The sequence below is a fragment of the Halorubrum sp. Ea8 genome, assembly GCF_002252925.1.
Taxonomy (GTDB): Archaea; Halobacteriota; Halobacteria; order Halobacteriales; family Haloferacaceae; genus Halorubrum.
Window position 1 is genome coordinate 12013 of sequence record NZ_NHPF01000147.1, and the last position, 25382, is coordinate 37394.

At 66.7% G+C, this 25382-nt stretch carries 18 protein-coding genes and 3 pseudogenes; 13 read left to right on the top strand and 8 right to left on the bottom strand.

Annotated elements, in window-relative coordinates; translation table 11 throughout:
- Positions 1-184: 184 nt before the first annotated feature.
- The 3 genes from DJ74_RS16895 to DJ74_RS16905 all read left to right on the top strand — a co-directional run bounded on the left by DJ74_RS16895 (position 185) and on the right by DJ74_RS16905 (position 3261).
- Positions 185-616, top strand: coding sequence for a universal stress protein (locus DJ74_RS16895; protein ID WP_094523147.1), 432 nt, complete (start codon positions 185-187; stop codon positions 614-616).
- A gap of 152 nt (positions 617-768) precedes the next feature.
- Complete coding sequence (locus DJ74_RS16900) at positions 769-1002, top strand: hypothetical protein (protein ID WP_094523149.1); 234 nt, start codon at positions 769-771, stop codon at positions 1000-1002.
- A gap of 438 nt (positions 1003-1440) precedes the next feature.
- Positions 1441-3261 (top strand): BCCT family transporter, encoded by a 1821-nt coding sequence (locus tag DJ74_RS16905; RefSeq protein ID WP_094528008.1) that lies wholly within the window; start codon positions 1441-1443, stop codon positions 3259-3261.
- Between the two features lie 101 nt (positions 3262-3362).
- Here DJ74_RS16905 and DJ74_RS16910 read toward each other — a convergent pair whose 3' ends face one another.
- Both DJ74_RS16910 and DJ74_RS16915 read right to left on the bottom strand, forming a co-directional pair.
- Complete coding sequence (locus DJ74_RS16910; RefSeq protein WP_094523153.1) at positions 3363-3647, bottom strand: hypothetical protein; 285 nt, start codon at positions 3645-3647, stop codon at positions 3363-3365.
- Positions 3648-3694: 47 nt separating this feature from the next.
- Entirely contained in the window at positions 3695-4099 is a 405-nt protein-coding gene (locus DJ74_RS16915; RefSeq protein WP_094589381.1) for a hypothetical protein, read from the bottom strand.
- A gap of 195 nt (positions 4100-4294) precedes the next feature.
- On the opposite strand from DJ74_RS16915, the gene glyA reads away from it, so the two are divergent.
- Positions 4295-5542 carry a serine hydroxymethyltransferase gene (gene glyA / locus DJ74_RS16920; protein WP_094528009.1) on the top strand — a complete coding sequence of 416 codons (1248 nt, stop codon included), beginning with the start codon at positions 4295-4297 and terminating at the stop codon, positions 5540-5542.
- A gap of 407 nt (positions 5543-5949) precedes the next feature.
- Here the strand turns inward: glyA and DJ74_RS16925 are convergent, their stop codons facing one another.
- Positions 5950-7326: a glycine cleavage system protein T gene (locus tag DJ74_RS16925; RefSeq protein WP_094523159.1), complete on the bottom strand. Its 1377-nt coding sequence runs from the start codon at positions 7324-7326 to the stop codon at positions 5950-5952.
- A gap of 171 nt (positions 7327-7497) precedes the next feature.
- Complete coding sequence (locus tag DJ74_RS16930) at positions 7498-8157, bottom strand: helix-turn-helix domain-containing protein (RefSeq protein WP_094523161.1); 660 nt, start codon at positions 8155-8157, stop codon at positions 7498-7500.
- Between the two features lie 174 nt (positions 8158-8331).
- Here DJ74_RS16930 and DJ74_RS16935 point away from each other — a divergent pair.
- From DJ74_RS16935 to DJ74_RS16960, 6 genes and pseudogenes are all read left to right on the top strand, one after another.
- Positions 8332-8967, top strand: a pseudogene (locus tag DJ74_RS16935) (IS6 family transposase).
- A 236-nt stretch (positions 8968-9203) separates the two neighbouring features.
- Positions 9204-9929 carry a helix-turn-helix domain-containing protein gene (locus DJ74_RS16940; RefSeq protein WP_254921575.1) on the top strand — a complete coding sequence of 242 codons (726 nt, stop codon included), beginning with the start codon at positions 9204-9206 and terminating at the stop codon, positions 9927-9929.
- A 258-nt stretch (positions 9930-10187) separates the two neighbouring features.
- The gene (locus DJ74_RS16945; RefSeq protein ID WP_094528010.1) at positions 10188-12167 is read left to right on the top strand and encodes an ABC transporter substrate-binding protein; all 1980 of its coding nucleotides are present in this window, start codon (positions 10188-10190) and stop codon (positions 12165-12167) included.
- Positions 12168-12182: 15 nt separating this feature from the next.
- Positions 12183-13166, top strand: a complete 984-nt coding sequence (locus tag DJ74_RS16950; protein ID WP_094528011.1) for an ABC transporter permease — start codon at positions 12183-12185, stop codon at positions 13164-13166.
- Positions 13166-14086, top strand: coding sequence for an ABC transporter permease (locus DJ74_RS16955; protein ID WP_094528012.1), 921 nt, complete (start codon positions 13166-13168; stop codon positions 14084-14086). The genes DJ74_RS16950 and DJ74_RS16955 overlap by 1 nt, the downstream gene beginning before the upstream one ends.
- On the top strand, positions 14083-16188 hold the full coding sequence (locus DJ74_RS16960; protein ID WP_094528013.1) for an ABC transporter ATP-binding protein: 2106 nt from the start codon (positions 14083-14085) through the stop codon (positions 16186-16188). Before DJ74_RS16955 ends, DJ74_RS16960 begins: the two co-directional genes overlap by 4 nt.
- Here DJ74_RS16960 and DJ74_RS16965 read toward each other — a convergent pair.
- The gene (locus DJ74_RS16965) at positions 16185-18386 is read right to left on the bottom strand and encodes an acetate--CoA ligase family protein (protein WP_094528014.1); all 2202 of its coding nucleotides are present in this window, start codon (positions 18384-18386) and stop codon (positions 16185-16187) included. The genes DJ74_RS16960 and DJ74_RS16965 overlap by 4 nt on opposite strands.
- Before the next feature lie 143 nt (positions 18387-18529).
- A pseudogene (locus DJ74_RS19345) lies at positions 18530-18673 on the bottom strand (MFS transporter); the annotation flags it as partial.
- Between the two features lie 205 nt (positions 18674-18878).
- On the opposite strand from DJ74_RS19345, the pseudogene DJ74_RS16970 reads away from it, so the two are divergent.
- Both DJ74_RS16970 and DJ74_RS16975 read left to right on the top strand, forming a co-directional pair.
- Positions 18879-19513, top strand: a pseudogene (locus tag DJ74_RS16970) (IS6 family transposase).
- Positions 19514-19665: 152 nt separating this feature from the next.
- A complete protein-coding gene (locus DJ74_RS16975; RefSeq protein WP_094528015.1) occupies positions 19666-21822 on the top strand; it encodes an ABC transporter ATP-binding protein in 2157 nt (718 codons plus the stop codon).
- Between the two features lie 25 nt (positions 21823-21847).
- Here the strand turns inward: DJ74_RS16975 and DJ74_RS19760 are convergent, their stop codons facing one another.
- Both DJ74_RS19760 and DJ74_RS19765 read right to left on the bottom strand, forming a co-directional pair.
- Complete coding sequence (locus tag DJ74_RS19760) at positions 21848-22282, bottom strand: hypothetical protein (RefSeq protein ID WP_176451372.1); 435 nt, start codon at positions 22280-22282, stop codon at positions 21848-21850.
- Entirely contained in the window at positions 22279-23148 is an 870-nt protein-coding gene (locus DJ74_RS19765; RefSeq protein ID WP_094528016.1) for a hypothetical protein, read from the bottom strand. Before DJ74_RS19765 ends, DJ74_RS19760 begins: the two co-directional genes overlap by 4 nt.
- A 250-nt stretch (positions 23149-23398) precedes the next feature.
- Here DJ74_RS19765 and DJ74_RS16990 point away from each other — a divergent pair, with 250 nt between their 5' ends.
- The gene (locus tag DJ74_RS16990; protein WP_094523212.1) at positions 23399-25330 is read left to right on the top strand and encodes an aldehyde ferredoxin oxidoreductase family protein; all 1932 of its coding nucleotides are present in this window, start codon (positions 23399-23401) and stop codon (positions 25328-25330) included.
- The last annotated feature ends 52 nt before the right edge of the window (positions 25331-25382 follow it).

The following is a 25382-nucleotide window of genomic DNA, read 5'->3' on the forward strand; positions in this document are numbered from 1 at the left end:
AGAACACTTCGGGGGCGCAGGACGGGTCCGAACGGGCTGATCGGGGGATGCCCCGTATCGACCCGCCCTGCGGCCCCGATCGGACGCCGAGCGGCCCCAGTCGAGTCGCGTATTGCACAACATGTCTGGGATGTGTTATACCCGAACCTATTTCATTTGTACTGAGTGATATCAGTTCGCACCTATGTTCGAGAACATTCTCATCGCTACCGACGGAAGCGAACAGTCGGAGGCATCCGTTAGCAAGGGGCTCGACTTGGCGGAGTCGCTCGGCTCACACGTGCACTCGGTGTACGTGGTCGAAACGGAGGCGACCTACATTCTGACCGTCGGGCTGGGCGACGACGAGATGGAGGAGTACAAGCAGTACGGCGAGGAGACGGTCACTGGCGTCGTCGATCGGGCGGCGGATCGCGGCCTCGACGGGACCGGCGTGGTCCGAACCGGTAACGTCGCCGCCGAGATCGTGGAGTACGCCGAGAACAACGACATCGATCTCATCGTAACGGGCAAGCAGGGACGGGGCGCGATAAGCAAGTACATCGGGAGTACCGCCGAGAAGGTCGCACGGATGTCGGACGTCCCGGTGACGATCGTCGGGAAGGGTGCCAAGTGAGTCATCGACGCGACGGGATCCGAACGGGACGACCGCGCCATCGCACGGGCCGGCCCTGACGCTCCCGAGAGCGACGCTTCCGTTTTATTCGGACATGGATCCCGCTCCGATCGTTTGTAATACTCTTCAGGCTGCAACCCCTAGGGCGTCGTATGGACATGATCGTCGTACAGATATCGTCCGACCTCCTCAGCGGGGCGTTCACTCTCGCGGTTATCGCGGGGGGACTCCTGCTTCTCGGCGGGCTCGTCTCCTTCGGCGTCTTCATCTACCGATCGGTCAAGGGCGACGGCATGCGTGATCCCCAGGAAGTCGCTCCGGAGAAAGCGACCGATTCCGACGAGGTCACCGAGGGCAACCCGGACGACGAGTGGGACTACTACTGACGCGATCGGGTTACCGTTCCGCCGGAGCGCGTTCGCGGCGAGACGGCGGGACCACTCCGCGGAGCGACGCATCACGGCCTGCTCGATACCTACCGATGACCGCGGTGAGCGCGTCGAAATCGAGTCCGAGAGGGCTCACGCGGCGGCGTCTCCTCGGGTGATCCCGATCCGTGCGGACTGAGTCCGAACCACGAAATGCACGTAAACCGACAGTATGTGTTGCTCGGAGCGGATACTGTTGTTCGAAACAACAAGTTCCTTTTTATTTATATTATCCGAAGCATACTTACGGGTACGGCCAAGCCACCTTACGTGTCAACACCACTCATGCGTATGGATAACGCGTATGATGCGTGTACAGCACAACCAGACCGAAGATAACGATCCAAATCATGACGAACAAACGGCGACGTACCACGATTACGAGGGAGGTATCGTATGAGTGATAGCGAAGATGACGGAGGATTCGGTGGTGAAGGCCTCCAGGTAGAGCTGTTCAACGCGGATACCGACCGTGAGCCGGGCGACACGAACAAGCAGTTCAGCATCGGGGACACGAAGGTCCTCGACGTCCACCCGCAGGTGTTCAGCATCTCGGCGTTGGTGATCGTCGCGTTCATTGGATTATCACTGGCGTTCCCGGACCAAGCGAGTACGCTCTACAACGACGTACGGACCGGTATCTCGGAGGTCTTCGGTTGGTTCTTCATCCTGGTCGCGAACGTGTTCATCGTGTTCATGGTGTACCTCGCCCTGAGCAAGTACGGAAAGATCAGGCTCGGGGGAGTCAACGCTGACAAGGAGTTCAGCGACATCTCATGGGTCGCGATGCTGTTCAGCGCCGGGATGGGGATCGGCCTCATGTTCTTCGGCGTCGCGGAGCCGGTCTGGCACTTCTTCGACCCGCACTTGGGTGCAGAGAGCGCGTCGCAGGCTTCGGCGCAGGTGGCTATGGCAGTCTCGTTATACCACTGGGGTTTCCACCCGTGGGCGATATACGCGCTCGTGGGACTGTCGCTGGCGTTCTTCTCGTTCAACCGCGGTCTGCCGTTGACCTTCCGGTCGATCTTCTGGCCGGTTCTGGGTGAACGCATCTACGGGTGGCCCGGCCACATCATCGACATCCTGACCGTGTTCGCGACGTTGTTCGGGCTGACGACCTCTCTCGGGTTGGGGGCCCAACAGATAAACGCCGGACTCAATTTCCTCGGCGGAAACGTCGGTGCGGCGCCCGCGGTCCCGTTCGGAACGCCCGTCCAGGTCGCGATCATCGCCGGCGTGACCGCGGTCGCCGTGTTATCGGTCGCGGCGGGACTCGACGGCGGCGTCCGGCGGCTCAGCAATCTGAACCTCTTCTTGATGTTCACGTTGCTGACGGCGGTCATCGTCCTCGGTCCCACCCTGTTCATCTTCGAGATGATCCCGCAGGGGCTCGGACAGTACTTCGGAAACTTCTTCGACCTCGCGTTCTACGCGGGTGCGGTCACCGAGCCGTACTTCCAGGGGTCGGCCTACTACGGTCCCGGCGGAGACGGCGCGGGACTGTTCCTCGTCGACTGGACCGTGTTCTACTGGGCGTGGTGGATCGCCTGGTCGCCGTTCGTGGGGATGTTCATCGCCCGGATCTCGAAGGGGCGCACCGTCCGTGAGTTCATCAGCGGGGTGCTCATCCTGCCGGTGCTGTTCTCGGTGCTCTGGTTCGCGGCCCTCGGCGGGAGCGCACTCAGCATCGAGCTGTCCAGCGGTGCCGTGAGCGCCGCGATGTTCGCGGAAGGAGTGCAGGTGCCGAGAGCAGTCGCCCTGTTCTCGATGCTCCAGCAACTGCCCGGGACGATAATCCTGTCCTCGCTCTCGGTGCTCCTCGTGGCGACGTTCTTCATCACGTCGTCGGACTCGGGGTCGCTGGTCATCGATCACCTGACCTCGGGCGGCAAGCACGACGCGCCCGTCGCGATGCGCGTCTTCTGGGCCGTCACCGAGGGCGTCGTCGCCTCGACGCTGCTCATCGCCGGCGGCTCGCAGGGGCTAGCCGCGCTCCAAGCCGCGGCCATCTCGACCGGCTTACCGTTCGCGTTCATCCTCGTGTTCATGATGTACGCGATCAAGAAGGGACTGGACACCGAGTACCAGATCCTCGAATCGAAGGAGTTCCAGGAGCGCGTCCAGGAGATGGCCGAGGAGGGCGAAGTCGTCATCGAGAGAGAGGGCGGCGAGGTCGTTACCGACATCACGAGCGGGGAGGGTGAACCGGGCGACTGATCGTCCGCGGTTCACCTCGTAGCGCGTCGGAAGCAGCCTCGTTTCGCTTCTTTTTGACCGTCACGGCGCCGCAGCGGCGCGTCACGCACTCGAGCGTTCCGTTAGGACCTATCGGACTCGTCGGACTCGTCTTCGACCATCACCCGCGTGAGGTTGGTCTCGTCGGTATCGTAGCCCAACCATAAACCAAGAAACACCGCGACCGAGAGGACGTACACCGGAAAGAGCACGAGGGTCACCGTCGTGTGAAGCGGGTCCGTCACGGAGAGCACGTTGGCCCAGTAGAGGAGCGCGACGCAGGCGACTCCCCCGGCGGCGCCGACCCAGAGACCGACGTCGAAGGTCCGGTCCGCGATTGGGCCCGGTGGTTTGTTCGAGTAAGTCACGATTTCGTTAGGCTGAGCAGGGCAAAAAGCGACTCGGATACGTCCCGCTACAGCTCGTAGTCGTGTTGGTACTCCCAGTGGTACTGACACTCGGTGCAGGACGCGAACTCGGGCACGTCCATCATCTCGGGATGGCGGATGCCGTGGTCCAACCGCCGCTGGCAGTGTGGACAGACGAGCGCGATCAGTTCGAACTCGTCGAACTCCTCGGGGGAGCGCTCCATGGTACAGTTCGGACAGTCGAGGAAGTCGTTGGCAAACTCGTGAGTGAACGAGTGTCGACAGGAGGAACATCGAACGACCGCGGGCGGGCGCTTCGCCCAGCCGACGCTGCCCCGCTTGAACGTCGTGTGCGCCTCGGGAACCGCCATAGTGAACGTCTCGGGACCGTCACGAGTCCACGGCGGGTCGAGGATGAACATCGCTGCCGCCTTCAGCCGATCCAACATCATGCATTTTATGACATCAAGTCGGATAAGCACCGCGGCCGTTCTGACACCGCTCACCGGCGGGAGACGAGCGATCGGCTGAAACCGACCTGAGACCGAAGGACTCCCACGGCGCGCCGTGACGACACAGGTCGTCAACTGACAGTCACGTTCTGCCGAAGACAGATTCATTCGTGCTCAGCGCCCCCTATGTGATACATGACGTACGATACGGTCGCGGTAGTCGATCCGGCGGCGGCGGACGCGCTCGACGGCGAGCGAGAGCGACAGGAGGGCACCTTGGCGATGATCGCCTCGGAGAACCACGCGTCTGAGGCCGTCATGCAGGCCCAGAGCTCCGAGCTGACAAACAAGTACGCCGAGGGGTACCCCGGTGAGCGCTACTACGCCGGCTGCGAGCGCGCCGACGAGATCGAGGAGCTCGCGATCGAACGCGCCAAGCAGCTCTGGGGCGCCGAGCACGTCAACGTGCAGCCGCACGCCGGGACGCAGGCGAACATGGGCGTCTACCTCGCGATGCTAGACCCCGGAGACAGGATCCTCTCGCTTGAGCTCGAACACGGCGGCCACCTCTCGCACGGGCATCCCGCCAACTTCGCCGGGAAGCTCTACGAGGTCGAACAGTACGAGGTCGATCCCGAGACCGGGTACATCGACTACGAGGGGCTCCGGGAGACCGCGGCGGAGTTCGATCCGGACATCGTGGTCTCCGGCTACTCCGCGTACCCCCGCGAGGTCGATTTCGAGCGCATCCAAACGGCGGCCGACGCGGTCGACGCCTACCACCTCGCGGACATCGCGCACATCACCGGGCTCGTCGCCGCCGGCGTCCACCCCTCGCCGGTCGGCGTCGCGGACTTCGTCACCGGCTCGACCCACAAGACGATCCGGGCCGGCCGCGGCGGGATCGTGATGTGCGACGCGGAGCACGCCGACGACATCGACGCGTCGGTGTTTCCCGGCGCGCAGGGCGGCCCGCTGATGCACAACGTCGCCGGCAAGGCGGTGGGGTTCAAGGAGGCGCTCGAACCCGAGTTCGAGGCGTACGCACGCCAGGTCGTCGACAACGCCGCCGCGCTCGGCGAGCAGCTCCAGGAACGCGGTCTCGAACTCGTGTCGGGCGGCACCGACACCCACCTCGTGTTGGCCGACCTCCGCCCATCCCATCCGGATACCGCCGGCAAGGCGGTCGAGGGCGCCCTCGAATCCGCAGGGATCGTTCTCAACGCCAACACGGTTCCGGGGGAGACGCGCTCGGCGTTCAACCCCTCGGGGATCCGGGCCGGCACGGCCGCGCTGACGACCCGTGGCTTCGACGAGGCCGCCTGCCGGGAGGTCGCCGACCTGATCGCCGACATCGTCGACGACCCGGAGGACGGGGCGACGGTGGAGCGGGTGTCGGACCGCGTCGACGCCCTCACCGACGAGTTCCCGCTCTACCGGTAGCTCACGACCCCACCGGCCCGCGCTGTCCGAGGGACCCACCGGCCCGCGCTGTCCGAGGGACCCACCGGCCCGCGCTGTCCGAGGGACCCGCGAGTCCCCGCCCTTCGAAGGACCCGCGAGTCCCCGCGAGTCTCCGCGAGTCCCCGCGTACGGGTATCCGACGGTACTTTCCGTCCAGGGTCGCCGCGGAGGGTGCCCTCGCGGCGTCGCCGGCGCGTCCCGTCGAGCGCGACTCGTCACGCCGCGACTGCGCTCGGAAGCCGACAGAAAAGAAAACGTGAGACTGAGGTCTCTCGAACGTCGACGCGATCGGCGAGGAAGGGACCCCCGCCTCGGGACCCTCCCCGAACGCGGGTCAGGGGCCAAGGCGAGCCGCGACTACTCGGGTCTGAACCGAACGGTGTCGCTCAGTCGTTCGAGCTGGCCTCCTGCTTCGCGCTGAGCTTGGCCTGTTCGCGGGCGCTCGGGTTGACGGACTCCTTGAACGGAATCTTCGCCGCGGTGGCGAACACCGGCTCGCCGGGCTCCTCGGCGTACTCGTCGGGCAGATGTACCTCGAACTCGAGGTCGAGGTCCTCGTCGTACACCGAGTCGTTCAGCGGGACGTCGGTCTCGGCCTCGATCATCTCGGCTGGCACGAAGCCCATCCCGATGTTGGTCTCGAGATCGGGGTTGTACCACGGGGACGTCAGGTAGCCGACCTCGTCGCCGCTGTCGGGATCGGAGACGAGCCAGAAGTCCGGCGCGTAGTCGTGGATCGGCTCGCCGGCCATCTTCATCCCGATCATCTTGTGGTTGAACGGGTAGTTGCCGTTCTCGATCTGTTCTTTCTGCTCCTCGAGCGCCTCCTTACCGATGTAGTCGACGTCCTTGTCGTCGGGGACGTGGTAGCCGAGGTTGACCTGGAACGGCGACGTCTCGTGGTCGAGGTCCTGGCCCCACGACATGATGCCCGCGGCGATCCGTCGGTGGTGACCGGGAGCGATCTGCATCCCGCCGTGGTCGAGGACGCTCTCGTGGACCTGATCCCAGACCCGCTCGCCGTACTTCGAGGCCTCCTTGACGTAGATCTCGAAGCCCTTCTCGCCGGAGAACCCGGTCTGACTGATAAGCACGTCGACGCCGTCGACCTGCGACTCCATCAGCCCGTAGTAGGGGATCTCGCTGACCTCGTCGCCGACGACGTCAACCATCACGTCCTCAGAGAGCGGCCCCTGGATCTGCATCGGGGCGACGTCGATCTCGTCGATCTCGACGTCGAAGTCCATGCCGACGTTTACGCCTTGCAGCCACTGCATCAGCGTGTTGTCCGAGATGGAGAACCAGAACTCGTCCTCGGCCGGCCGGAGCAGCACCGGGTCGTTCAGGACGCCGCCGTCCTCGTTACAGAGGATGACGTACTTGCCGTCCATCGCGTCCATGGAGCTCACGTCGCGGGTGACAACGTGGTTGGTGAGCGCCTCGGCGTCCGGACCCTTCACGCGGATCTGACGCTCGACGGCGACGTCCCAGATGGTTACGCTGTTGGTCAGCGCTTCGTACTCGGCCATAGCGCCCCCGTCTTCGGGCTCGACCAGCCCGCGCGGGTGGTAGAGACGGTTGTAGACGGTACACCGCCAAGCGCCGTTCTCGTTGAACGATTTATCGAAGAACGGTGACTTTCGAACGCGCGTCGAGACGAGCATCTCGATCCCCGGATCTCCGGTCTGCCGGAGGTTGCGAGGTAGCGTTCGGTCTGACTGGTCAACACTCGGATAGTTTGGATGGTCCTGCTCGTGGGACATTCTTATAGATAGAAAATGTAATGAACAATAAAGCCGAGCATGAAAAACTCCCCCCTTTTATTACAGCACCCGTCTCGGCGGCCCTCGCAGGCCTCGAGTACGTGGTAGTATCGCGTCGACCGGTCCGCTCGAGGATCTCGGGGGCTCAGCACCCGAGGGCCGAGTTGCCGGTCACTGTTCGGGGCCCTCGGTGGCGATCGTCGCCGCGACGAGGTTCCGCATACCGCGCCGCAGCCGACCGCTCACGGCTGTCGACGACAGCCCTAGTTCGTCGGCGAGTTCGTCGAGCGACATCTCGCGCGGTTCGACGAAGTACCCGTTCTCGTAGGCGATCAACAGCGTCTGCCGCTGTTCGTCGGTCAGCCCGTAGGAGGGCCCGGAATCCGTTGTTTCGTTGTCGTGAATCTCGACGATGTCCAGTTGCATGCCGTTCTCCGTGGCGTGGTCCCAGACGTCGCTCAGCGCGGCTCTGTCGGGGAGGAGCAATCGCACCAGCCACCCGTTCCGCTCGGACTCGGTGTGGATGAGGAACCCGTTGGCGTCCGAGACGGCCGTGCTGATCAGCTCCGTCTCCGACGTGTGTTCGATGTAGTACACCCCGGTCCCGTCGGACCACTCGATGAGCTCGTACTCCCCGACGGTCGGGTCCGACTCCAGTGCTCGTTCGAGCCCGTCGCGGTCCCCGTACTCGACGAGAAACGGGAACTCAGAGGACCCGGGGTCCGTGGTGCCCTGCGTTACGACCTCGATGTCGGCCCCGTCGAGCCGCCGTAACGTGGGCACCAGCGCGAGACGTTCGTGCTCCACGTGGAGCGTGACTATGATCGACATGCTGGTACGTCAGTGTCCGTGCGCCCGGGAAACGTCGCGTTCCGGAGTCGAAGCGTTTCGGGGCGTCGGTCGTGTTCGCAATTACGCCCGTTTGATATAAATCGTGTTGCTTCCGGGGCGGACGGTGTTCAGAGACGGATTGAAAGGTGAGACGGGGCGTTTTCAAAGTGATCTCTGCCCGAAAACGACCGTCTCAGCGGCTGTTTAGACGAGATCAACTTAGAGTTTGTGGAGCGAGAGGCAACACCGAAGTTGTTGATGAAGCTTAGTATTCAGCGCCACCTTGCTTGATTATCGCTTTCGAATACTGTTTCGCTTCTTGAGGTATTCGGTGTTGATCGGGTTCGATCCACCGTTCATAACTGGGTTCACAAGGCCGATCTACAGCCGGAGGCTGGTCGAAGCCCGAATCACGTTGCGGTCGATGAAACCGTGATTCAGCTTGAGGATAAACAGTATTGGCTGTACGCCGCCGTCGATCCCGACTCAAACGATTTACTCCACACAAGGCTTGAGCCGACAAGAACAAACGTGATCGCAGATCAGTTTTTCGCGGAGCTTCGCGAAAAACACGACGTGGATGACGCGATATTTCTCGTTGATGGTGCGGTTCCACTTCACCGAGCATGTGAAAAACATGGCCTCGATTTCAGAGACGAACGACGTGGAAATCGGAACAGCGTCGAACGTGTCTTCCGTGAGATAAAACGCAGAACTACCAGTCTCTCAAACTGTTTCAGCAACACCAAAGCAGAAACTGCTAACAAGTGGCTCAGATCGTTCAGCTTCGCATGGAATCAGCTTATCTGAACACGAGGCCGGGGCGGTCCGGTCGTGAGCGCTCCGCCGTCGACTCGTGAGCCCCCCGGCCATACCGAACGCAGACCGCTTTGGAGACGAGGCCGTCGAAACCGCAGAGAGGAGGCCGTCGAAACCGCGGAGAGGGGGCCGTCGAAACCGCAGAGACGTTTCCGGCGGCGCGTCCGCAGTGCATGACAAGTAAAAGATTAAATATGTTACGTAGCTATTAACCGGTAGGCGGTGAGGTGATCAGCATCCTTCGTATCGAGTTCCAGACGTCGCTGTCGGGGGTCGTCGGCGAGATAACCGACCGGGTTCCAGCGGCGCGTTCGATCACGTTCGAGAACGCGTTCTACGCGGACGACGGCGACTGGATCGAGTCGCTACTCGTCACGTCCGAGTCGCCGTTCGACCCCGAATCGGTGTTGACGGACCTCTCTCGCGTCGAACTGTTCCACCACGAGCAGGTGGTGGGCGACTCGAACGAGCCGACATATCGGTTGACGGTCGTCGCTCACGAACCGTATCCGTTCCTGCTCGGCGTCATCCTACGCGCGAACGCCATCCCGAACCGGCTGGAGCTCCGAAACGGCTACTTCCGAGGGGTGGTCACCGTCAACGAGTGGGAGTCGTTCCGAGCGCTCGCGGACAGGATTCAGGACCGGTTCGGTCGGTTCGAGCTCTTGAGCGTGAACCAGGTCGAGACGACGGGTGAACCGCTCGGAAGCGGACAGCTCGGACGAGCGCTGCGTAACGAACTCTCGCCCGAGCAGGTGACCGTGCTGCGGACCGCCCATCGGATGGGGTACTTCGACGTTCCGCGACGTGTGTCGGCGGACGACATCGCCTCCGAGCTCGACATCGCTCAGTCGACGCTCAGCGAACGACTGCGACTCGCCGAGAAGCGGCTCTTCGACCTCGTCTTCTCGGCCGCCGGCGACTCCTCCTCCGACGGCGCCCCCGGCGAATGAACGCGCGGTCCCTTTCCCTTCTCGCTCTCCACCCCGAAGCAGAGCGGATCGCCGCCCGCGGCCCGCCGAGGGCCCACGCGCCGGTCTCGGTGGAGCACTCGCGAGGGGTCCCGCGTCGAGAGCTGAGCGCTCCCGGTCGGAACGGCCGACTGGAGCGCCCCGCTCGGTCTCGCCGCCGATATCCCTCATAAAGAATGATGATTATTGGCCGGTATCGGGAGTAGGTACAACCAATCGACGGCGATACGTGTGACCGGGATGTCACAAGATACCACATTCGAGATCGAGACGGGCACGAAATCACGGCGACGGTTCATCCAGATCGCGGGCGCGACGGGGATGGCGGGGGTGGCCGGTTGCGGCGGTCTCGGCGGAGACGACGGCGGCGACGGCGGCGACAGCGGGAACGGAACCGACGGCGACGACATGGACGGCGACGGCGGCGACGGCACGGACGGCGGCGAGGCCCAGTCGATCGAGACGCGGTTCTGGGAGGAGTGGCCGGTCGACACGAAGGGGTCCGACGTCAACGACGAGGCGATCCAGTTCGAGTACACCGCCGTCGAGGGGCAGGCCGTCCCGGCGGTGGACACGCACTTCGCGCAGGCCGAGACCCCGTGGATGCGGGAGTTCGCGCTCCTCGTCCAGCAGTCGTTGAACGACATCGGCGTCGGCGTCAACCTGATCAACGTCCAGCCGAGCACCCGCTACGGCGAGTTCTGGCGGGCCGACGTGGGCCATCCGGTGCCGATAACGATGAACCTCCACGGACCGGACCCGCAGCGCGGGCTCGACCCGAACCCGTTCCTGATGCGGGCGCACCCTGAGACGGGCGGGAACTACTACAACTACAAGAACGACGAGGTCACCGAGCTCCTCGACGAACAGGCGTCGACGATCGGCGACATGCAGGCCCGCGCCGAGATCTGCCACGAGGTCCAGCGCCTGCTCAGCGAGGACGCCTACGTCATCGCGGCGAACTTCCCGGAGGTCATCACGGTGGCCGACACCGCCGACTGGGAGGGATACGTCCCGACGCCCGGCAACGGAACCACGCGGGACTCGTTCATCTGGACGCAGGTCAACCTCCAGCCGCAGGGCGACTCGACGACCTGGGTGAAGGGCGTCACATCCGGCATGCAGGGGACGAACCTCCCGTTCTCCAGCGGTGGCCAGGAGGAGAAACGACTCCTGAACGTCTACGACGGGCTCTTCGACGCCTCCCCGCAGCTCGAGATCGTCCCCGCGCTGGCGACGAACGCCGACGTCGTCGACGACACGACGATCGAGATGGACCTCAGAGAGGGCGTCGAGTGGCACGACGGCGAATCGTTCGGCCCGAGCGACGTCAAGTTCAGCGTCGAGTACTACCAGGAGAACAGCGCGCCCCAGCAGGCCGCGTTCACCCGGACGATAGACTCCGTCGAAGTGCTCTCGGAGACCGGCGGCGGCCGCGTCAGGTTCACCCTCATCGAGCCGGACGCCGCGTTCCTCACCCAGCGGGTCGTCCGCAGCGCCATCATCCCGGAGCACCGCTGGTCGGACGTCGACAGCCCCAGCGAGCACAACCCCGATACCCCGGTCGGAACCGGCCCGTTCTCGTTCGTCAACTGGGAGCAGGGGGCGGAGCTCCGCTTAGAGAAACACGAGAACAATTGGATGTGGGACGACGACGTCCGCGAGGAGCTGCTCGGGGAGTACTTCGTTCCCGGCGACGGGATCGACGAGATGGTCCACGCCAACGTCGGGAACGTCTCCACGCTCATCGGCGCGATGCAGTCCGGCGACATCGACGCCATCGGCACGACCGTCTCGAACCAGCAGGCCGACCGCGCGGCGAGCGCGAGCGGCGTCGAGAAACAGACCTCGCGGAACTACGTCCCAACGGACGTCCACCTCAGCCACCTCGTTCCGCTCTTCCGGGACAAGACGTTCCGCGTCGCGCTGAGCCACGCCTTCGACAAGGAGGGATTCGTCGAGAACACCCTCGGCGGCCGCGGCGAGGCGATCGACGGGCAGAACCTGATCACCCCGCTCCTGACCCCGTTCCACGGAGAGACCGAGCCGTACGAGTACGACGTCGAGGCCGCTCGCACGATGCTTCGGGAGGCCGGATACACCTACGACGGCGAAGGCACCCTCGTCTGGCCCGAGGGCGACGCATGGGACGCCTTCGCCGAGCGCGTCGAGAACGGGCACGCGTCCCGCGCCGACCTCGACCAGCCCGACTTCTCGTAACCGGGGGGGACTCACATGAGCTTTCGACGATTTCTGATAAAGCGGACGGTCATCGCAGCGTTGCTGACGCTGATCGCCGTCAGCATCATCTTCGCCACGCTCCGTCTGCTACCCGCCGACCCGTTCAGCGCGCTCGTCGCCTCGGGGTCGTTGACGCCGGAGGAGGTCGAGCAGGTACGGGCGATGTACGGGCTCGACGACCCGATATACGTCCAGTACCTCAGGTACGTCGAGAACTTGTTCACCTTCGAGTTCGGGATCTCGCTCACCCAGCAGCGACCGGTCGGCGAGATCATCGTTCCCGCGCTCGTCAACACGCTGGTGCTCCTGTTGCCCGCGCTCGTCGTGACGGCGATTCTCAGTTCCCTCGCCGGGATGTACGCCGGCTGGAACCGGGGGTCGTGGTTCGAGCAGTCGAGCATCGTCGCGACCACCGTCTTCCGCGCCACGCCGATCTTCGTGACCGGTATCTTCCTGCTCATCATCTTCTCGTACGGGCTGGGCTGGCTGCCCGCGTTCGGGATGCGAAGCCCGCTGGCCAATCCGCAGGGATACGTCGCGACGTACGCCTCCGTGGACTTCCTGCGGCACTACATCCTTCCGTTCACCGCGACGGTGCTGTTCTACAGCGGCGACTTCCTGATGCTCGCGCGCAACTCGGTCGTCGAGCGGAAGGGGTCGGAGTTCCTCATGCTCCACCGCGCGAAGGGGCTCTCGGAGATGGAGCAGCTGGGCCGCGCGGGCCGGAACTCGCTGCTCCCGCTCGTCACCTACTTCGCGCTTCGGACGGGGATGCTGTTCCAGGGCGTGATCACGCTGGAGGTGGTGTTCGCGTGGCCGGGGATCGGTCGCGCGCTCGTCCAGGCGATCCTCAATCAGGACTACCCGACCGTCCAGGCGGCGGTGTTCATCATGGCGCTCGCGGTCATCGTGATGAACCTCACCGCCGACCTGGCGTACGCGAAACTGGACCCGACGGTCGAAACGGGTGACGTCTGATGTCGGGATACGGCTTCGACACCGAGACGGCGAGGGAACGGATCCGGTCCGAACTCGAACGCGCGTGGCGCACGCTGCGATACGTGCTGCGGGACAACGCGGCGAAGGCCGGCTTCGCGGTCATCGTCGCGTTCGGGTTCCTGGGCGTCTTCGGTCCGTACCTGGCCCCGTATCACCCGATCGAGGACACGCTCCGGCAGGGCGGGTCGATGATGCGGCTCCAGGCGCCCGGCGGGAAGGCCCTGTTCGGCACGACGTCGTTCGGGAAGGACGTGTTGAGCCAGTTCCTCGCCGGCGCGCGGCCGACGCTGATCGTCGGCCTGTTCGGCGGCGTCGGGACGGGCGTTCTCGGCTTCCTCGTCGGGCTCACGAGCGGCTACTTCGGCGGCCGAGTCGACGAGTTCCTGATGCGGCTCACCGACCTCACGTTCGCGCTCCCGTTCCTGCCGATGGCGCTGGTGATCCTCTCGTTCGTGACGCCGAGCGTCTGGCTCATCACCGCCGTGCTCGTCGTCTTCCTGTGGAAGATGCCGGCGCGGGTCATCCGCTCGGAGGTGATGACGGTCAAGGAGCGGACGTTCGTCAAGTCGGCACGCGCCAGGGGCGCCGGCCACGCGCGGACGATGTTCCTCCACGTGGCGCCGAACGTCCTCGGAATCGGGTTCCTCTACACCGCCTACGCCGTCGGCTGGTCGATCGTCGCCGGGGCGTCGCTCGCGTTCCTCGGCTTCGGCGACCCGACGACGACCTCCTGGGGCCGGATGCTCCAGCAGGTGTTCCGGTCGGGCGCGATCCGCACCGCGTGGTGGTGGGTGTTGCCGCCGGCGATCGGCATCGGCGCGGTCACGACGGGCGTCTTCCTGGTCGGGCGGGCGTTCGAGGAGATAGTCAACCCCGACCTACAGACGGAGCAAGAATGAGTCTACTCGAAGTCGACGACGTGAAGATCGCGTATCGGATGCCCGGCGACGACGTCCACGCGGTCAACGGCGTCTCCTTCTCGATCGACGAGGGGGACAACTACGGGCTCGTCGGCGAGTCCGGCTGCGGGAAGTCGACGCTCGCGAAGTCCGTCCTCGGGCTGCTCGACGACAACGGCGAGGTCCGCCGAGGGAGCGTCCGGTTCGACGGGCGGGACCTGCTCGACCTCTCAGAGCGGGAGTGGCAGTCGGTCCGCTGGGAGGACATCGCCTACATCCCGCAGAGCGCGATGGACTCGCTGGACCCGGTGATGACCGTCGGCGCGCAGATCCGACAGGCGATCCGCAAACACCGGGACGTCTCGAAGGCGACGGCGAACGAGCGCGTCGCCGAGGTGTTCGAGATGGTCGGGCTCGACCCCGACCGGACCGGGAACTACCCGCACCAGTTCTCCGGCGGGATGCGCCAGCGCGTCACCATCGCGATGGCGCTCGCGCTGGACCCCGACCTCCTCATCGCCGACGAGCCGACCACCGGGCTGGACGTCATCGTCCAGGACAAGATCGTCGATAAGCTCATCGAGATCCAAGAGGAGATCGGCAGCTCCCTGCTCCTGATCACCCACGACGTCGGCGTCGTCGCCGAGACCTGCGACGAGACGTCGGTGCTGTACGGCGGGAAGGTGATGGAGCAGGGCGACACGGACCGGATCTTCGGGGCGCCGACCAACCCGTACACGATCGGGCTGAAGAACGCCTTCCCGGAGGTCGACCAGTTCGACGAGCAGGCCATCTCCATCCCCGGCTCGCTCCCGGACCTCACCCGCGAGCCGACCGAGTGCGTGTTCCGCAACCGGTGTCCGTTCGCCACCGAGGAGTGCGAGGGGAGTCACCCGGCGCTGGTCGAGGTCGACGGACGGCTCTCCGCCTGCCACTACACCGACCGGGCGGACGAGATGCGGGCGGAGGCCGCCGACCCCGCCACGTGGGGGATCGACGTCCGCGACGAGGGCGACCGGACGGCGGGCGTCGGCAACGCCATCCTCGAGACGCGGGACCTCGAGAAGTGGTTCCGACAGCCACAGGGCATCCTCGACGACCTGCGCGGGGTCGACCCCGACTACGTCAAGGCCGTCAACGGCGTCGACCTCTCCGTCCGCGAGGGAGAGATCGTCGGTGTCGCCGGCGAGTCCGGCTGCGGGAAGTCGACGCTGGCGGAGGTGATCGCCGCGCTCCAGGACCGCACCGGCGGCGAGATCCTGATCGAGGGGACGCCCGTCGACGAGCTCCTCGGCGAGGACACCAAGGAGTTCCGCTCGCGGGTGCAGTTCATCTTCCAAGACCCGTTCGACTCGCTGAATCCCCGCCAGCGGGTTCGCGCCGCGGTGTCTGAGCCCCTGAAGATCCAGGGCCACGACGCCGAGACGATCGACCGCCGCGTCAGGCGGACCGTCGAGGACGTCGGGCTCCGCCCGGCCGAGAAGTACCTCGACCAGCTCCCGACCCAGCTGTCCGGCGGGGAGCGGCAGCGCGTCGCGATCGCGCAGGCGCTCGTCCTCGACCCGACGCTGCTCATCTGCGACGAGCCGGCGTCGATGCTCGACGTCTCGCTGAAGGCCAACATCCTCAACATCCTCAGGGAGAAGGCCGACGAGCGCGACATCGGCATCGTCTACATCTCGCACGACCTCGCGAGCCTCACGCAGATCGCCGACCGGCTGGCCGTGATGTACCTCGGTCGGATCGCCGAGGTCGGGGCCACGGAGGACGTCGTCACGGCGCCGAAACACCCCTACACGGCGTCGCTGCTGGCGGCCTCGCCGAAGACCGATCCCGCCGTCGACAGGCGGCGGGTGCTGTTGCCGGGGGAACCGCCGAACCCGGTCGACCTCCCCGGCGGGTGTAACTTCGCCCCGCGGTGTCCGAAGGCCGAAGAGACGTGTCGCGGCGAGGAGCCGGAGCGGTCGGCGTTCGCGGACGACGGCCACGAGGCCGCCTGCTACTTCCCGGTGGAGGACGTCGAGACCGAGCTGTTGGAGCGCTACGCCGCGGCCCGCGAGGAGGAGGTCGGCGAGGTCGTCGAGGACGGGCCGACGCTCTAGCCCGTCGGTCCCGTCCGGACCAGCGCGTCGACGGCCACCGGGCCGTCGGCCGTGACGACGACCGGGTTGAGGTCGAGCTCGGCGACCGCGTCGACCGCGGCCGCGAGGTCCCCGACGTTCGCGACCAGGTCGACGAACGCGTCGACGTCGAGCGGCTCGCTCCCGCGGCGATCGGTCAGCAGGTCCGCGAGCGCCGTGGCCTCGACGGCGCGGCGCGCGTCGCCCCGGGAGAACGGCGGGACGAGGGTCGCGGTCTCGTCGAGCGCCTCCACGAGGACCCCGCCCGGACCGACGGTGACCACCGATCCGAACACGTCGCCGGACCCGACGCCGAGGATGGCCTCGACGCCGTCCCCCACCATCGGCTGGACGAGCACGCCGGCGACGTCGTCCGCGTCGACGCGCGCCAGCGCGGCGTCCGTCACGTCCGCGTACGCCTCCCGGACCGCCGCGGGCGAGTCGAGCCCGAGCGCGACGGCCCCGGCGTCGCTCCGGTGGGGGAGCGCCGGCGAGTCGACCTTACAGACGACCGGGAAGCCGACGTCGCGGGCGGCCGCGACGGCTTCCTCGACGTCGGTCGCCACCCGCGTCTCGACGACCGGGACGTCGTACGCGTCGAGCAGGGGCTCGGCCTCCGCCCACGTCAACACGCGTCCCCGCGGGAGCTCCGAGTCGGGGGCGCCGGCGCCGCCGTGCGCGTCGACACCGCCGGGCACGTCGAGCGCGCTCGCGAGGGCTTCCCGAGACGGCCGCTCGCTCACCCGAGCGCGGTCGGCGGCGTACTCGACCGTCGAGGCGACCGCGTCCAGACAGCGTCCCGGGTCCTCGTACACCGGCACGGACGCCCGCAGGCGAGCGTACGGCGGCGTCTCCGTCGGATCGTCTGGCGTCTTCCGTCCGGTCCAGAGGACGTACACCGGGTCGTCGGCGTCGTCGACGATCGCCTCGAGGTCCGCGGCGATCGTCTCCGCGCGCCCGTCGACGCCCGACAGCCCGATCGTGAACACGTAGGCGTCGAAGGCGTCGTCGGCCAGCACCGCGTCGGCGATCTCGGGGAGCACCGCCGCGCCGTACCCCCTGATGTCGGCCGGGTTGTTGAAGCCGCCGTACGTCAGGAGCTCCTCGATCCCGAGCAGCGTCGCCTCGGTCTCGCCGTCGACGTCGGGCAGCGACAGGTCGCGTTCGGCCGCCATGTCCGCGAGCAGGCTCGCGAGACCCCCGCTGGTCGAGGCGACGCAGACGCGGTCGCCGTCCGGCGTCCCGTACGCGGCGTGCGCGCTCGCTCGCGAGAGCAGGTCCGGGACGTCCGGGACCCGCTGTACGCCCGTCTGGTCGAAGGCGGCGTCCCAGGCGTCGTCGCTCCCGGTGAGCGATCCCGTGTGCGACAGCGTCGCCGCCTCCGCGAGCTCCGACCGCCCGACCTTCACCGTCAGCACCGGCGTCCCGTTCCGGACGGCGCGTTCGGTGACCCGCATGAACCGCTCCGGCTCGTCGACCCCCTCGACGTAGGCGCACACCACGTCGACGGTCTCCTGCGTCGAGAGGTACGCCACGTAGTCCGTCAGCGTCAGGTCGGCCTCGTTGCCCGTCGAGACGATGTGGCTGAAGTGGCGGTCCCGGTCGGCCGCCCGCTCGAAGAACGTAGTGAACGCCAGCGCGCCGGACTGGCTGACGAGGGCGATGCGGCCCGGCTCGGGGGCGCGCGAACACGTCGACGTGAGCGTCGCCCCGCGGGCGGCCATCACGCCGATGCAGTTCGGTCCGACGACGCGGATCCCGAGGTCGGCGGCGACCTCGGCCAGCCGCGCTTCGAGCTCCGCCCCCTCCTCGTCGGCCTCCGAGAACCCGGCGGAGAGCACGAGCGCGACCGGAACCCCTCGTTCGCCGGCCGCGGCGACGACGTCCACGACGTGCTCTCGCGGGACGCTCACCACCGCCAGATCGACGGTCTCGGGCACCCCGGAGACGCGGTCGTAACACCGGCGGCCCCAGACTTCCTCCCGGTTCGGGTTGACCGGGTAGAGCGCGCCCTCGTACCCGTATTCGAGGAGGTTGTTCACGAGGTTCCCCGAGTAAAACGAGTCGGGGCTGGCGCCCACGACCGCCACCGACTCGGGATCGAAGAGCGGGTCCAGCTCCGGGGCTGTGGGCGTCGCCTCGGCTGTCGACGGCGCGGTCGGAGCGTCGTCTCGTGGCATACGCGCCGGTTCCGCGGGGAGCCGCCTGTACCTGTGCCCGAACGCGCGCAATACACATCGCGTTTTATCACGGAGGCGGCCCGGATCGGCGACGGTCCGCTCGGCCGCGTCCCCTACTCGACCCGCCAGAGGGCGACCGAGATCGCCGTCGAGACGCCGTACACGCCGCCGATCCGCTCGAAGAGCGGCGGGAACGCGAACCGGACGAACTTCCCGAGGAACCACAGCGTCGACGTGAGAACGACCGCGTCGAACCGGCCCAGCCGGCCGAGCGCCGATCGGTCCACGCCTCGTCACCACCCTCGACCGCCGGATCCGACCTTCATCCCGACCGCCCCACGGCCGACCGCCGCACGGCCGGCCGAGAGCCGTCGGTCTCTCTCCCTCGCTCGGACGCGCGAACGTCGCTCGCTCGACGGCCATCGTGGCGGCCGGTTCGACGGTGTTCAGATACGGATTGAAAAGTGAAGCGGTGCGTTTGAAAAGTGATCTATGCCCGAAAACGACCGCCTCAGCGGCTGTTTAGACGAGATCAACTTAGAGTTTGTGGAGCGAGAAGCAACACCGCGGCTGTTGATGAAGCTCAGTATTCAGCTCCACCTTGCTGGACTATCGCTTTCGAATACTGTTTCGTTTCTTGATATATTCGGCGTTGAAATGGTTCGATCCACCGTTCATAACTGGGTTCACAAGGCCGACTCACAGCCGGAATCTGGTCGAAACCCGAATCACGTTGCAGTTGACGAAACTGTGATTCAGCTTGACGATGAACAATACTGGCTGTACGCTGCTGTCGATCCCGATTCAAACGATTTGCTCCACCCAAAGCTTGAATCGACACGAACAAACGCGATCGCAGATCAGTTCTTCGCGGAGCTTCGCAAAAATTCGATGTAGATAACGCGATCTTTCGCGTTGATGGAGCGGTTCCACTTCACCGAGCAGGTGAAAAACATGGCCTCGATTTCAGAGACGAACGACATGGAAATCGGAATAGCGTCGAACGTGTCTTTCGTGAGGTAAAACGCAGAACTGACAGATTTTCAAACTGTTTCAGCAACGCTGAAGCAGAAACTGCTGACGAGTGGCTCAGATCGTTCGCTTTCGCATGGAATCAGCTTATCTGAACACGAAGGCCGGTTCGACCCAAGCGTTCATAACGGTACTGAATCCTACTATCATTCGTGATGGTTCGGGGTACGCAGCGGGGGCCGGATCCGGCGCGCGGCGGCGGTCGTCCGAGCGCGCCCGCGGTCGCACTGAACGGGGTGATGTCCGCGTGACGCTCCTCTCCGTCGACGACCTGACGGTACGATACGACGCGCGGGACGGACCGCTCCACAGCGTGAACGGCGTGTCGTTCGCCATCGACGACGGGGTCAACTACGCGCTGTCCGGCGAGTCGGCGTCCGGGAAGTCGACCACCGCGAAGGCCATCCTCGGTCTGCTCCCCGACCACGCGGAGATCGAGTCCGGCGAGATCGAATTCGAGGGACGGGATCTGCGGTCGCTGGCGCCGTCGGAGCGGCAGGACCTCCTCTGGGAGGAGATCGCGTTCATCCCCCAGACGGCGATCGACGCCCTCGACCCGGTGATGTCGGTCGGCGCGCAGATCCGGCAGGCGATCCAGACGCATCGGGAGGTCTCCGAGCGGCGGGCTCGGCGTCGCGCGCACGAGCTGTTCGAGACGGTCGGACTCGACCCCGACCGCGTCGGCGACTACCCGCACCAGTTCTCTGACGGGATGCGCCAGCGTGTCGTCATCGCGATGGCGCTCGCGCTGGAGCCGAAGCTCGTCGTCGCGGACGAGCCCACGACCGGCTTGGACGTGATCGTCCAAGACCGGATCATCGACAACATCCTCCAGATCCAAGCGGAGACCGACAGCTCTCTGCTGTTGATCACCCACGACCTGAGCGTCATCGCGGAGACCTGCGACGAGATGTCGGTGCTGTACGGCGGGACGGTGATGGAGCAGGGCCGCGTCGAGAACCTCCTCCTCAACCCGGCGAACCCCTACACGATGGGGCTGAAGAACGCCTTCCCCGCGCTGGACGGCGACGCCGACGGGCTGGTTTCGGTCCCGGGGACACCGCCGCAACTGGACGAGAAGCCGACGGGCTGCGTCTTCGAGCCCCGGTGCCCGTTCGCGACCGAGGAGTGCGCGACGACGACGCCCGACCTCCGGGACCTCCCGTACCGCGACCAGCGCGTCGCGTGTCACAACGCGGAGCGAGCGGCTCAGATGCGCCGAGAGGCCGACTCAGCGACGACGTGGGGCGGTGCCGCGGAGGGGTCGCGTCCCGACGCCGACGACGTCGTCCTCGAAGTCGACGGCTTACGCAAGTGGTACGAGAGCTCGGAGTCGCTCTTCGGCCGGCTCCCCGTCGACGGCGTCTCGCCGACGGTGACCGGGTTCACGAACAGCCTCAGTCGCTGGTACGCGCGCCGCGGCGAGCTCCTCCGAGAGGTGTTCGGCGGCGGCTCGCACATCCGCGCCGTCGACGGGGTCTCCCTGTCGGTCTCGCGGGGCGAGATACGGGGCGTCGTCGGCGAGTCCGGCTGCGGGAAGTCCACGCTCGGACAGACGCTCGCGCTGCTCGAGGAGCCGACCGACGGCGGGTTCACCTTCGACGGCCAGTCGCACGAGCACTACCGGGACGGGAACCTCCGGTCGTTCAGACAGAAGCTCCAGATCGTCTTCCAGAACCCCTACGAGTCGCTGAACCCGCGGCTGACGGTCGAGACGCTGGTGAAAGAGCCGCTCACGATCCACGGCTACCGGCTCGACGAGCGCGACGCGGCAGTCCGGGAGACGCTCGAACGGGTCGGGATGGCCCCCGCCGAGCGCTACCTGGACAAGTACCCGAACGAGCTCTCGGGCGGCCAGCGCCAGCGGGTCGCCATCGCCCGGGCGCTCGTCATCGACCCCGAGTTCCTCATCTGCGACGAGCCGGCGTCGATGCTCGACGTCTCGCTCCAGGCGGAGGTGCTCAACCTCCTCCGCTCGCTGGCCAACACCGAGGGGATCGGCGTGCTGTACATCTCGCACGACCTCGCGAGCCTCACGCGGATCGCCGACCGGCTCTCGATCATGTACCTCGGTCGATTCGTGGAGACCGGGCCGACGGAGCGGGTCGTGAGCGACCCGCGACACCCGTACACGGAGGCGTTGCTCGCGGCCGTCCCGGAGACGGACCCGCGCGGGGGCCGCGACCGGGTCACCCTCCGTGGCGAGCCCGCCGATCCGGAGGGGTCGCCGGGGGGGTGTCGGTTCGCCCCCCGCTGTCCGAAGGCGACCGAGCGCTGCCGGGAGTCGGAGCCCGAACTCGACGCCTGGACCGACGCCGACCACTCGGCGGCGTGTTTCCACCCGGCCGAGGGGTCGACGGTCGACGACCCCGCCGAGATCGACGAGCCGGCCGACGTCGACTGAGGACGCTCGGGTCTCGCCGCGCGAGTCACCGGGTCGCTTTGACGAGCAATTTGAGATTGGCGAACGACTCGATCCGCCCGCCCTCGCGGGCGAACTCGAACCGCTCCGCGGCGCCGGGCGGCGCCTCGAACGCGGCGGCGATCCGCTCGCGGCGCTCGGCCGACGCGTCGACGTTCGCGACCCACTCGCCGAACGCGATGCGCTTGCTCGCGACGCTCGCGGTCTCGACGGTGAACCCGGCGCCCTCGAGCCACTCGATACAGTCGGCGACGGCGTGTGACCGGACGTGCGTCGGGTCGCGGAGCCGCTCCACGTCGTTGAGGAAGGCGTCGAGGTCGTCGTCCGCGGGGGAGACGTTGTCCTCGAAGGCGAGGGTCACGCCCGGTTCGAGGACACGCGCGACCTCGTCGACGAACGCGGTCGGCGCCGGGGAGTGGTGGGCCGCGATGCGACAGCTCACCGCGTCGAAGCTCGCGGCGGCTCGGCGCCGTCCACGCGCTCGATCCACGTGTCCGCGGCCGACGCTGGCACCACGCGGTCCCCGAGCAGGGCGTCGCACTCCCGGCAGGCCGACTGAACGGCGACGTGGGGGCGACGGCAGCAGTGGTCGAGTCGCTCGACCGTCGTCTCCGCCCGGGAGTCGCACGCGGGACAGCGCTCGACGCGCAGTCGGAGGCCCGTCAACACGTCGCGCCGGTCGCCGCGGTTGAGGTCCGCCCAGCCGTCGAGCCGGTCGTCGAGCTCGGCGGCGAGCGCCACGTCCACGGCGACCGCCTCCGTCGAGACCCAGCGCTCGATCCCCTCGCCGTCGACCTCGAACGACGTCGGTCCGAGCGCGTCGACCTCGTCCGCACGCAGCGCCGCGCGAACGCCCTCCGCGTCCGGGTTCCCCGAGTCGACCCCGTCGCCGACGGCCGCCCGAAACTCGTCGGTGAGACCGAGGGCGTCGCCGTCCTCGGTCAGCACGCCCGCCCGCGACAGCGTCGCCACGACCGCCTCGTCGTCGACCGACTCGAGGACCGGACGGTCGGCCTCCCCCTTACCGAACGCGTCGAGGACCCGGTCGGGGAAGTACCGGCGCGTGATCGCCGGCGTCCCGGGGATCAGGTAGCCGCGCAGCGCGATCGCGGCCAGCGCGACGGCGAACACGACGCCGCCGGCGCCGACCGCGGCGACGCGAGACGCCCCCGCTACGAGACCGCCGGCGCCGACCGCGACGGCGGCGACGACGGCGAGCGCGACGTTCAACGCCGTGCACGGCAGACACCGGTTCTCGCCCGTGTACTCCGGCCGGCGGAGTCGGTCGGCGACGCTCTGATCGCTCATACCCCGAGATACCCGTCAACCGTGATAAACGTAGGGCGTGTGACCGATCGCGACGCGCGCGGCGCGTGCGGTCGGGCACGGCGGTCGGGCACGCCGGCCGAGCACGCCGGGCGGGCGCTCCGGTCGGCCCTCTGTCGTCCTCCCGTCTCCCTTCAGGCGCCCGTCAGACGCGCCGAACCCCTCCCTTATGGGGGGTAGCGATGACAATAATTAACACACAGAAGCGCAAACAATCACGTTGGACACTCCCATGACTGAAATGGGCGGCTACAGAGACCGAGTGGCACAGGTCGACCTCGGCGACGGCGACGTCAGCTACGAGGGCATCGACGAGGAGGACGCGGAGAAGTACATCGGCGCGCGCGGGCTCGGAGTGAAGTATCTCTTCGAGGCCGGGCCGGACGTCGACCCGCTGGGGCCGGAGAACCGACTGGCGTTCATGACTGGGCCGCTCACCGGGACCCAGACCGTGATGAGCGGTCGGATCGCGCTCGTGACGAAATCCCCGCTGACGGGGACGGTCACCGACTCGCACCACGGCGGCTGGTCCGGCGCGCGGCTCAAGTGGGCGGGGCTCGACGGGATCCTCCTCGACGGCGAGAGCGACGACCCCGTCTACCTGTTCGTCGAGGACGGCGAGGTCGAGGTACGCGACGCCTCCCACCTCTGGGGGAAGGAGACGGACGACGCGATCGACGCGATCGGCGAGGAGGTCGACGGCGCCGTCGGCAAGAACCTCTCCGTGATGGCGATCGGACCGGGCGGCGAGAACGGCGTCCGCTACGCCTGCGTGATGAACGAGGACGACCGGGCGTCCGGCCGCGGCGGCACCGGCGCCGTCATGGGGGCGAAGAACGTGAAGGCCGTCGTCGTGAAGAGCGGCACCGACATGCCGAAACCCGCCGACCCCGAGACGTTCCAAGAGGGGTATCAGCAGGCGATGGGCGTCATTCAGGAGTCGGAGGTCACCGCGCCCAACGAGGGCGGACTCTCCGTGTACGGGACGAACGTCCTGATGAACGCGACCGAGGAGATGGACGGCCTCCCCACGAAGAACGCGAAGTACACCTCGACCGAGGCGTACAGCGACGCGGAGGGGACCGATCTCGACGCCGAGCGCGTCTCCGGCGAGAACGTGGAGGAGAACATCCTCGTCAACGACCCGACCTGTCACTCCTGCCCGGTCGCCTGCAAGAAGGAGGTCGAGGTCCAGCTCAACCACAAGGGCGAGGACATGAACGTCCACATGGAGTCGTTCGAGTACGAGTCCGCGTTCGCGCTCGGCCCGAACTCGGGACACACCCACCGCGACGAGGTCGCGCTGATGATCCAGCGCTGCAACCAGGTGGGCGTCGACACGATCGAGGTCGGCAACATGATGGCGATGGCGATGGAGATGAGCGAAGAGGGCAAGCTCGACGACGTCGAGACCATCGACTGGGGCGACGCCGAGCGCATGATCGACCTCATCGGTGAGATCGGCCACCGCTCCTCGGACCTCGGCGACCTCCTCGCGGAGGGGGCTGACCGCGTCGCCGACGAGAAGGACGCCCACGACAACTCGCTGGCCGTCAAGGGGCAGTCGATCCCGGCGTACGACCCGCGCTGCATGAAGGGGATGGGGATCGCGTACGCGACCTCCAACCGCGGCGCCTGTCACCTCCGGGCCTACACGCCGGCCGCCGAGATCCTCGGCATTCCGGAGAAGGTCGACCCGTACGAGTGGGAGGGGAAAGGCGAGCTCACCGCCACCTTCCAGGACCTGCACGCGATCTCCGACTCGTTCGACATCTGCAAGTTCAACGCCTTCGCCGAGGGGATCGAGGAGTACGTCCTCCAGTACAGCGGCATGACCGGCCGCGAGGTCACCGAGGACGAGCTGTTCGAGGCGGGCGAGCGGGTGTACAACCTCGAACGCTACTTCAACAACCTCGCCGGCTTCGACGCCGAGGACGACGACCTCCCCGGGCGCTTCGTCGAGGGCCACCCGGACGCCGTCCCCGGACAGGGAGGGAGCGAGGGCGAGCTCTGCGAGCTCGACGAGATGAAGGCGGAGTACTACGAGACCCGCGGCTGGGTCGACGGCGTCGTCCCCGACGAGAAGCTCGAGGAACTCGGCATCGACGTCGGCCCCGGAACCGGCGTCTCCGCCGGCGACTCCGCGGCTCCGGCCGACGACTGAACGCGACCGCGTCGCGGTCGTGCGTCGGCTTTTTTCGGCTACCGCGTCCCTC

What these genes read in the sequence shown, in the direction of transcription:
- DJ74_RS16895 (WP_094523147.1), top strand. Translation starts at nt 185, where the DNA reads ATGTTCGAGAACATTCTCATCGCTACCGACGGAAGCGAACAGTCGGAG.
- DJ74_RS16900 (WP_094523149.1), top strand. Translation starts at nt 769, where the DNA reads ATGGACATGATCGTCGTACAGATATCGTCCGACCTCCTCAGCGGGGCG.
- DJ74_RS16905 (WP_094528008.1), top strand. Translation starts at nt 1,441, where the DNA reads ATGAGTGATAGCGAAGATGACGGAGGATTCGGTGGTGAAGGCCTCCAG.
- DJ74_RS16915 (WP_094589381.1), bottom strand. Translation starts at nt 4,099, where the DNA reads ATGATGTTGGATCGGCTGAAGGCGGCAGCGATGTTCATCCTCGACCCG.
- glyA (WP_094528009.1), top strand. Translation starts at nt 4,295, where the DNA reads ATGACGTACGATACGGTCGCGGTAGTCGATCCGGCGGCGGCGGACGCG.
- DJ74_RS16925 (WP_094523159.1), bottom strand. Translation starts at nt 7,326, where the DNA reads ATGTCCCACGAGCAGGACCATCCAAACTATCCGAGTGTTGACCAGTCA.
- DJ74_RS16930 (WP_094523161.1), bottom strand. Translation starts at nt 8,157, where the DNA reads ATGTCGATCATAGTCACGCTCCACGTGGAGCACGAACGTCTCGCGCTG.
- DJ74_RS16945 (WP_094528010.1), top strand. Translation starts at nt 10,188, where the DNA reads ATGTCACAAGATACCACATTCGAGATCGAGACGGGCACGAAATCACGG.
- DJ74_RS16950 (WP_094528011.1), top strand. Translation starts at nt 12,183, where the DNA reads ATGAGCTTTCGACGATTTCTGATAAAGCGGACGGTCATCGCAGCGTTG.
- DJ74_RS16955 (WP_094528012.1), top strand. Translation starts at nt 13,166, where the DNA reads ATGTCGGGATACGGCTTCGACACCGAGACGGCGAGGGAACGGATCCGG.
- DJ74_RS16960 (WP_094528013.1), top strand. Translation starts at nt 14,083, where the DNA reads ATGAGTCTACTCGAAGTCGACGACGTGAAGATCGCGTATCGGATGCCC.
- DJ74_RS16965 (WP_094528014.1), bottom strand. Translation starts at nt 18,386, where the DNA reads ATGCCACGAGACGACGCTCCGACCGCGCCGTCGACAGCCGAGGCGACG.
- DJ74_RS19765 (WP_094528016.1), bottom strand. Translation starts at nt 23,148, where the DNA reads ATGAGCGATCAGAGCGTCGCCGACCGACTCCGCCGGCCGGAGTACACG.
- DJ74_RS16990 (WP_094523212.1), top strand. Translation starts at nt 23,399, where the DNA reads ATGACTGAAATGGGCGGCTACAGAGACCGAGTGGCACAGGTCGACCTC.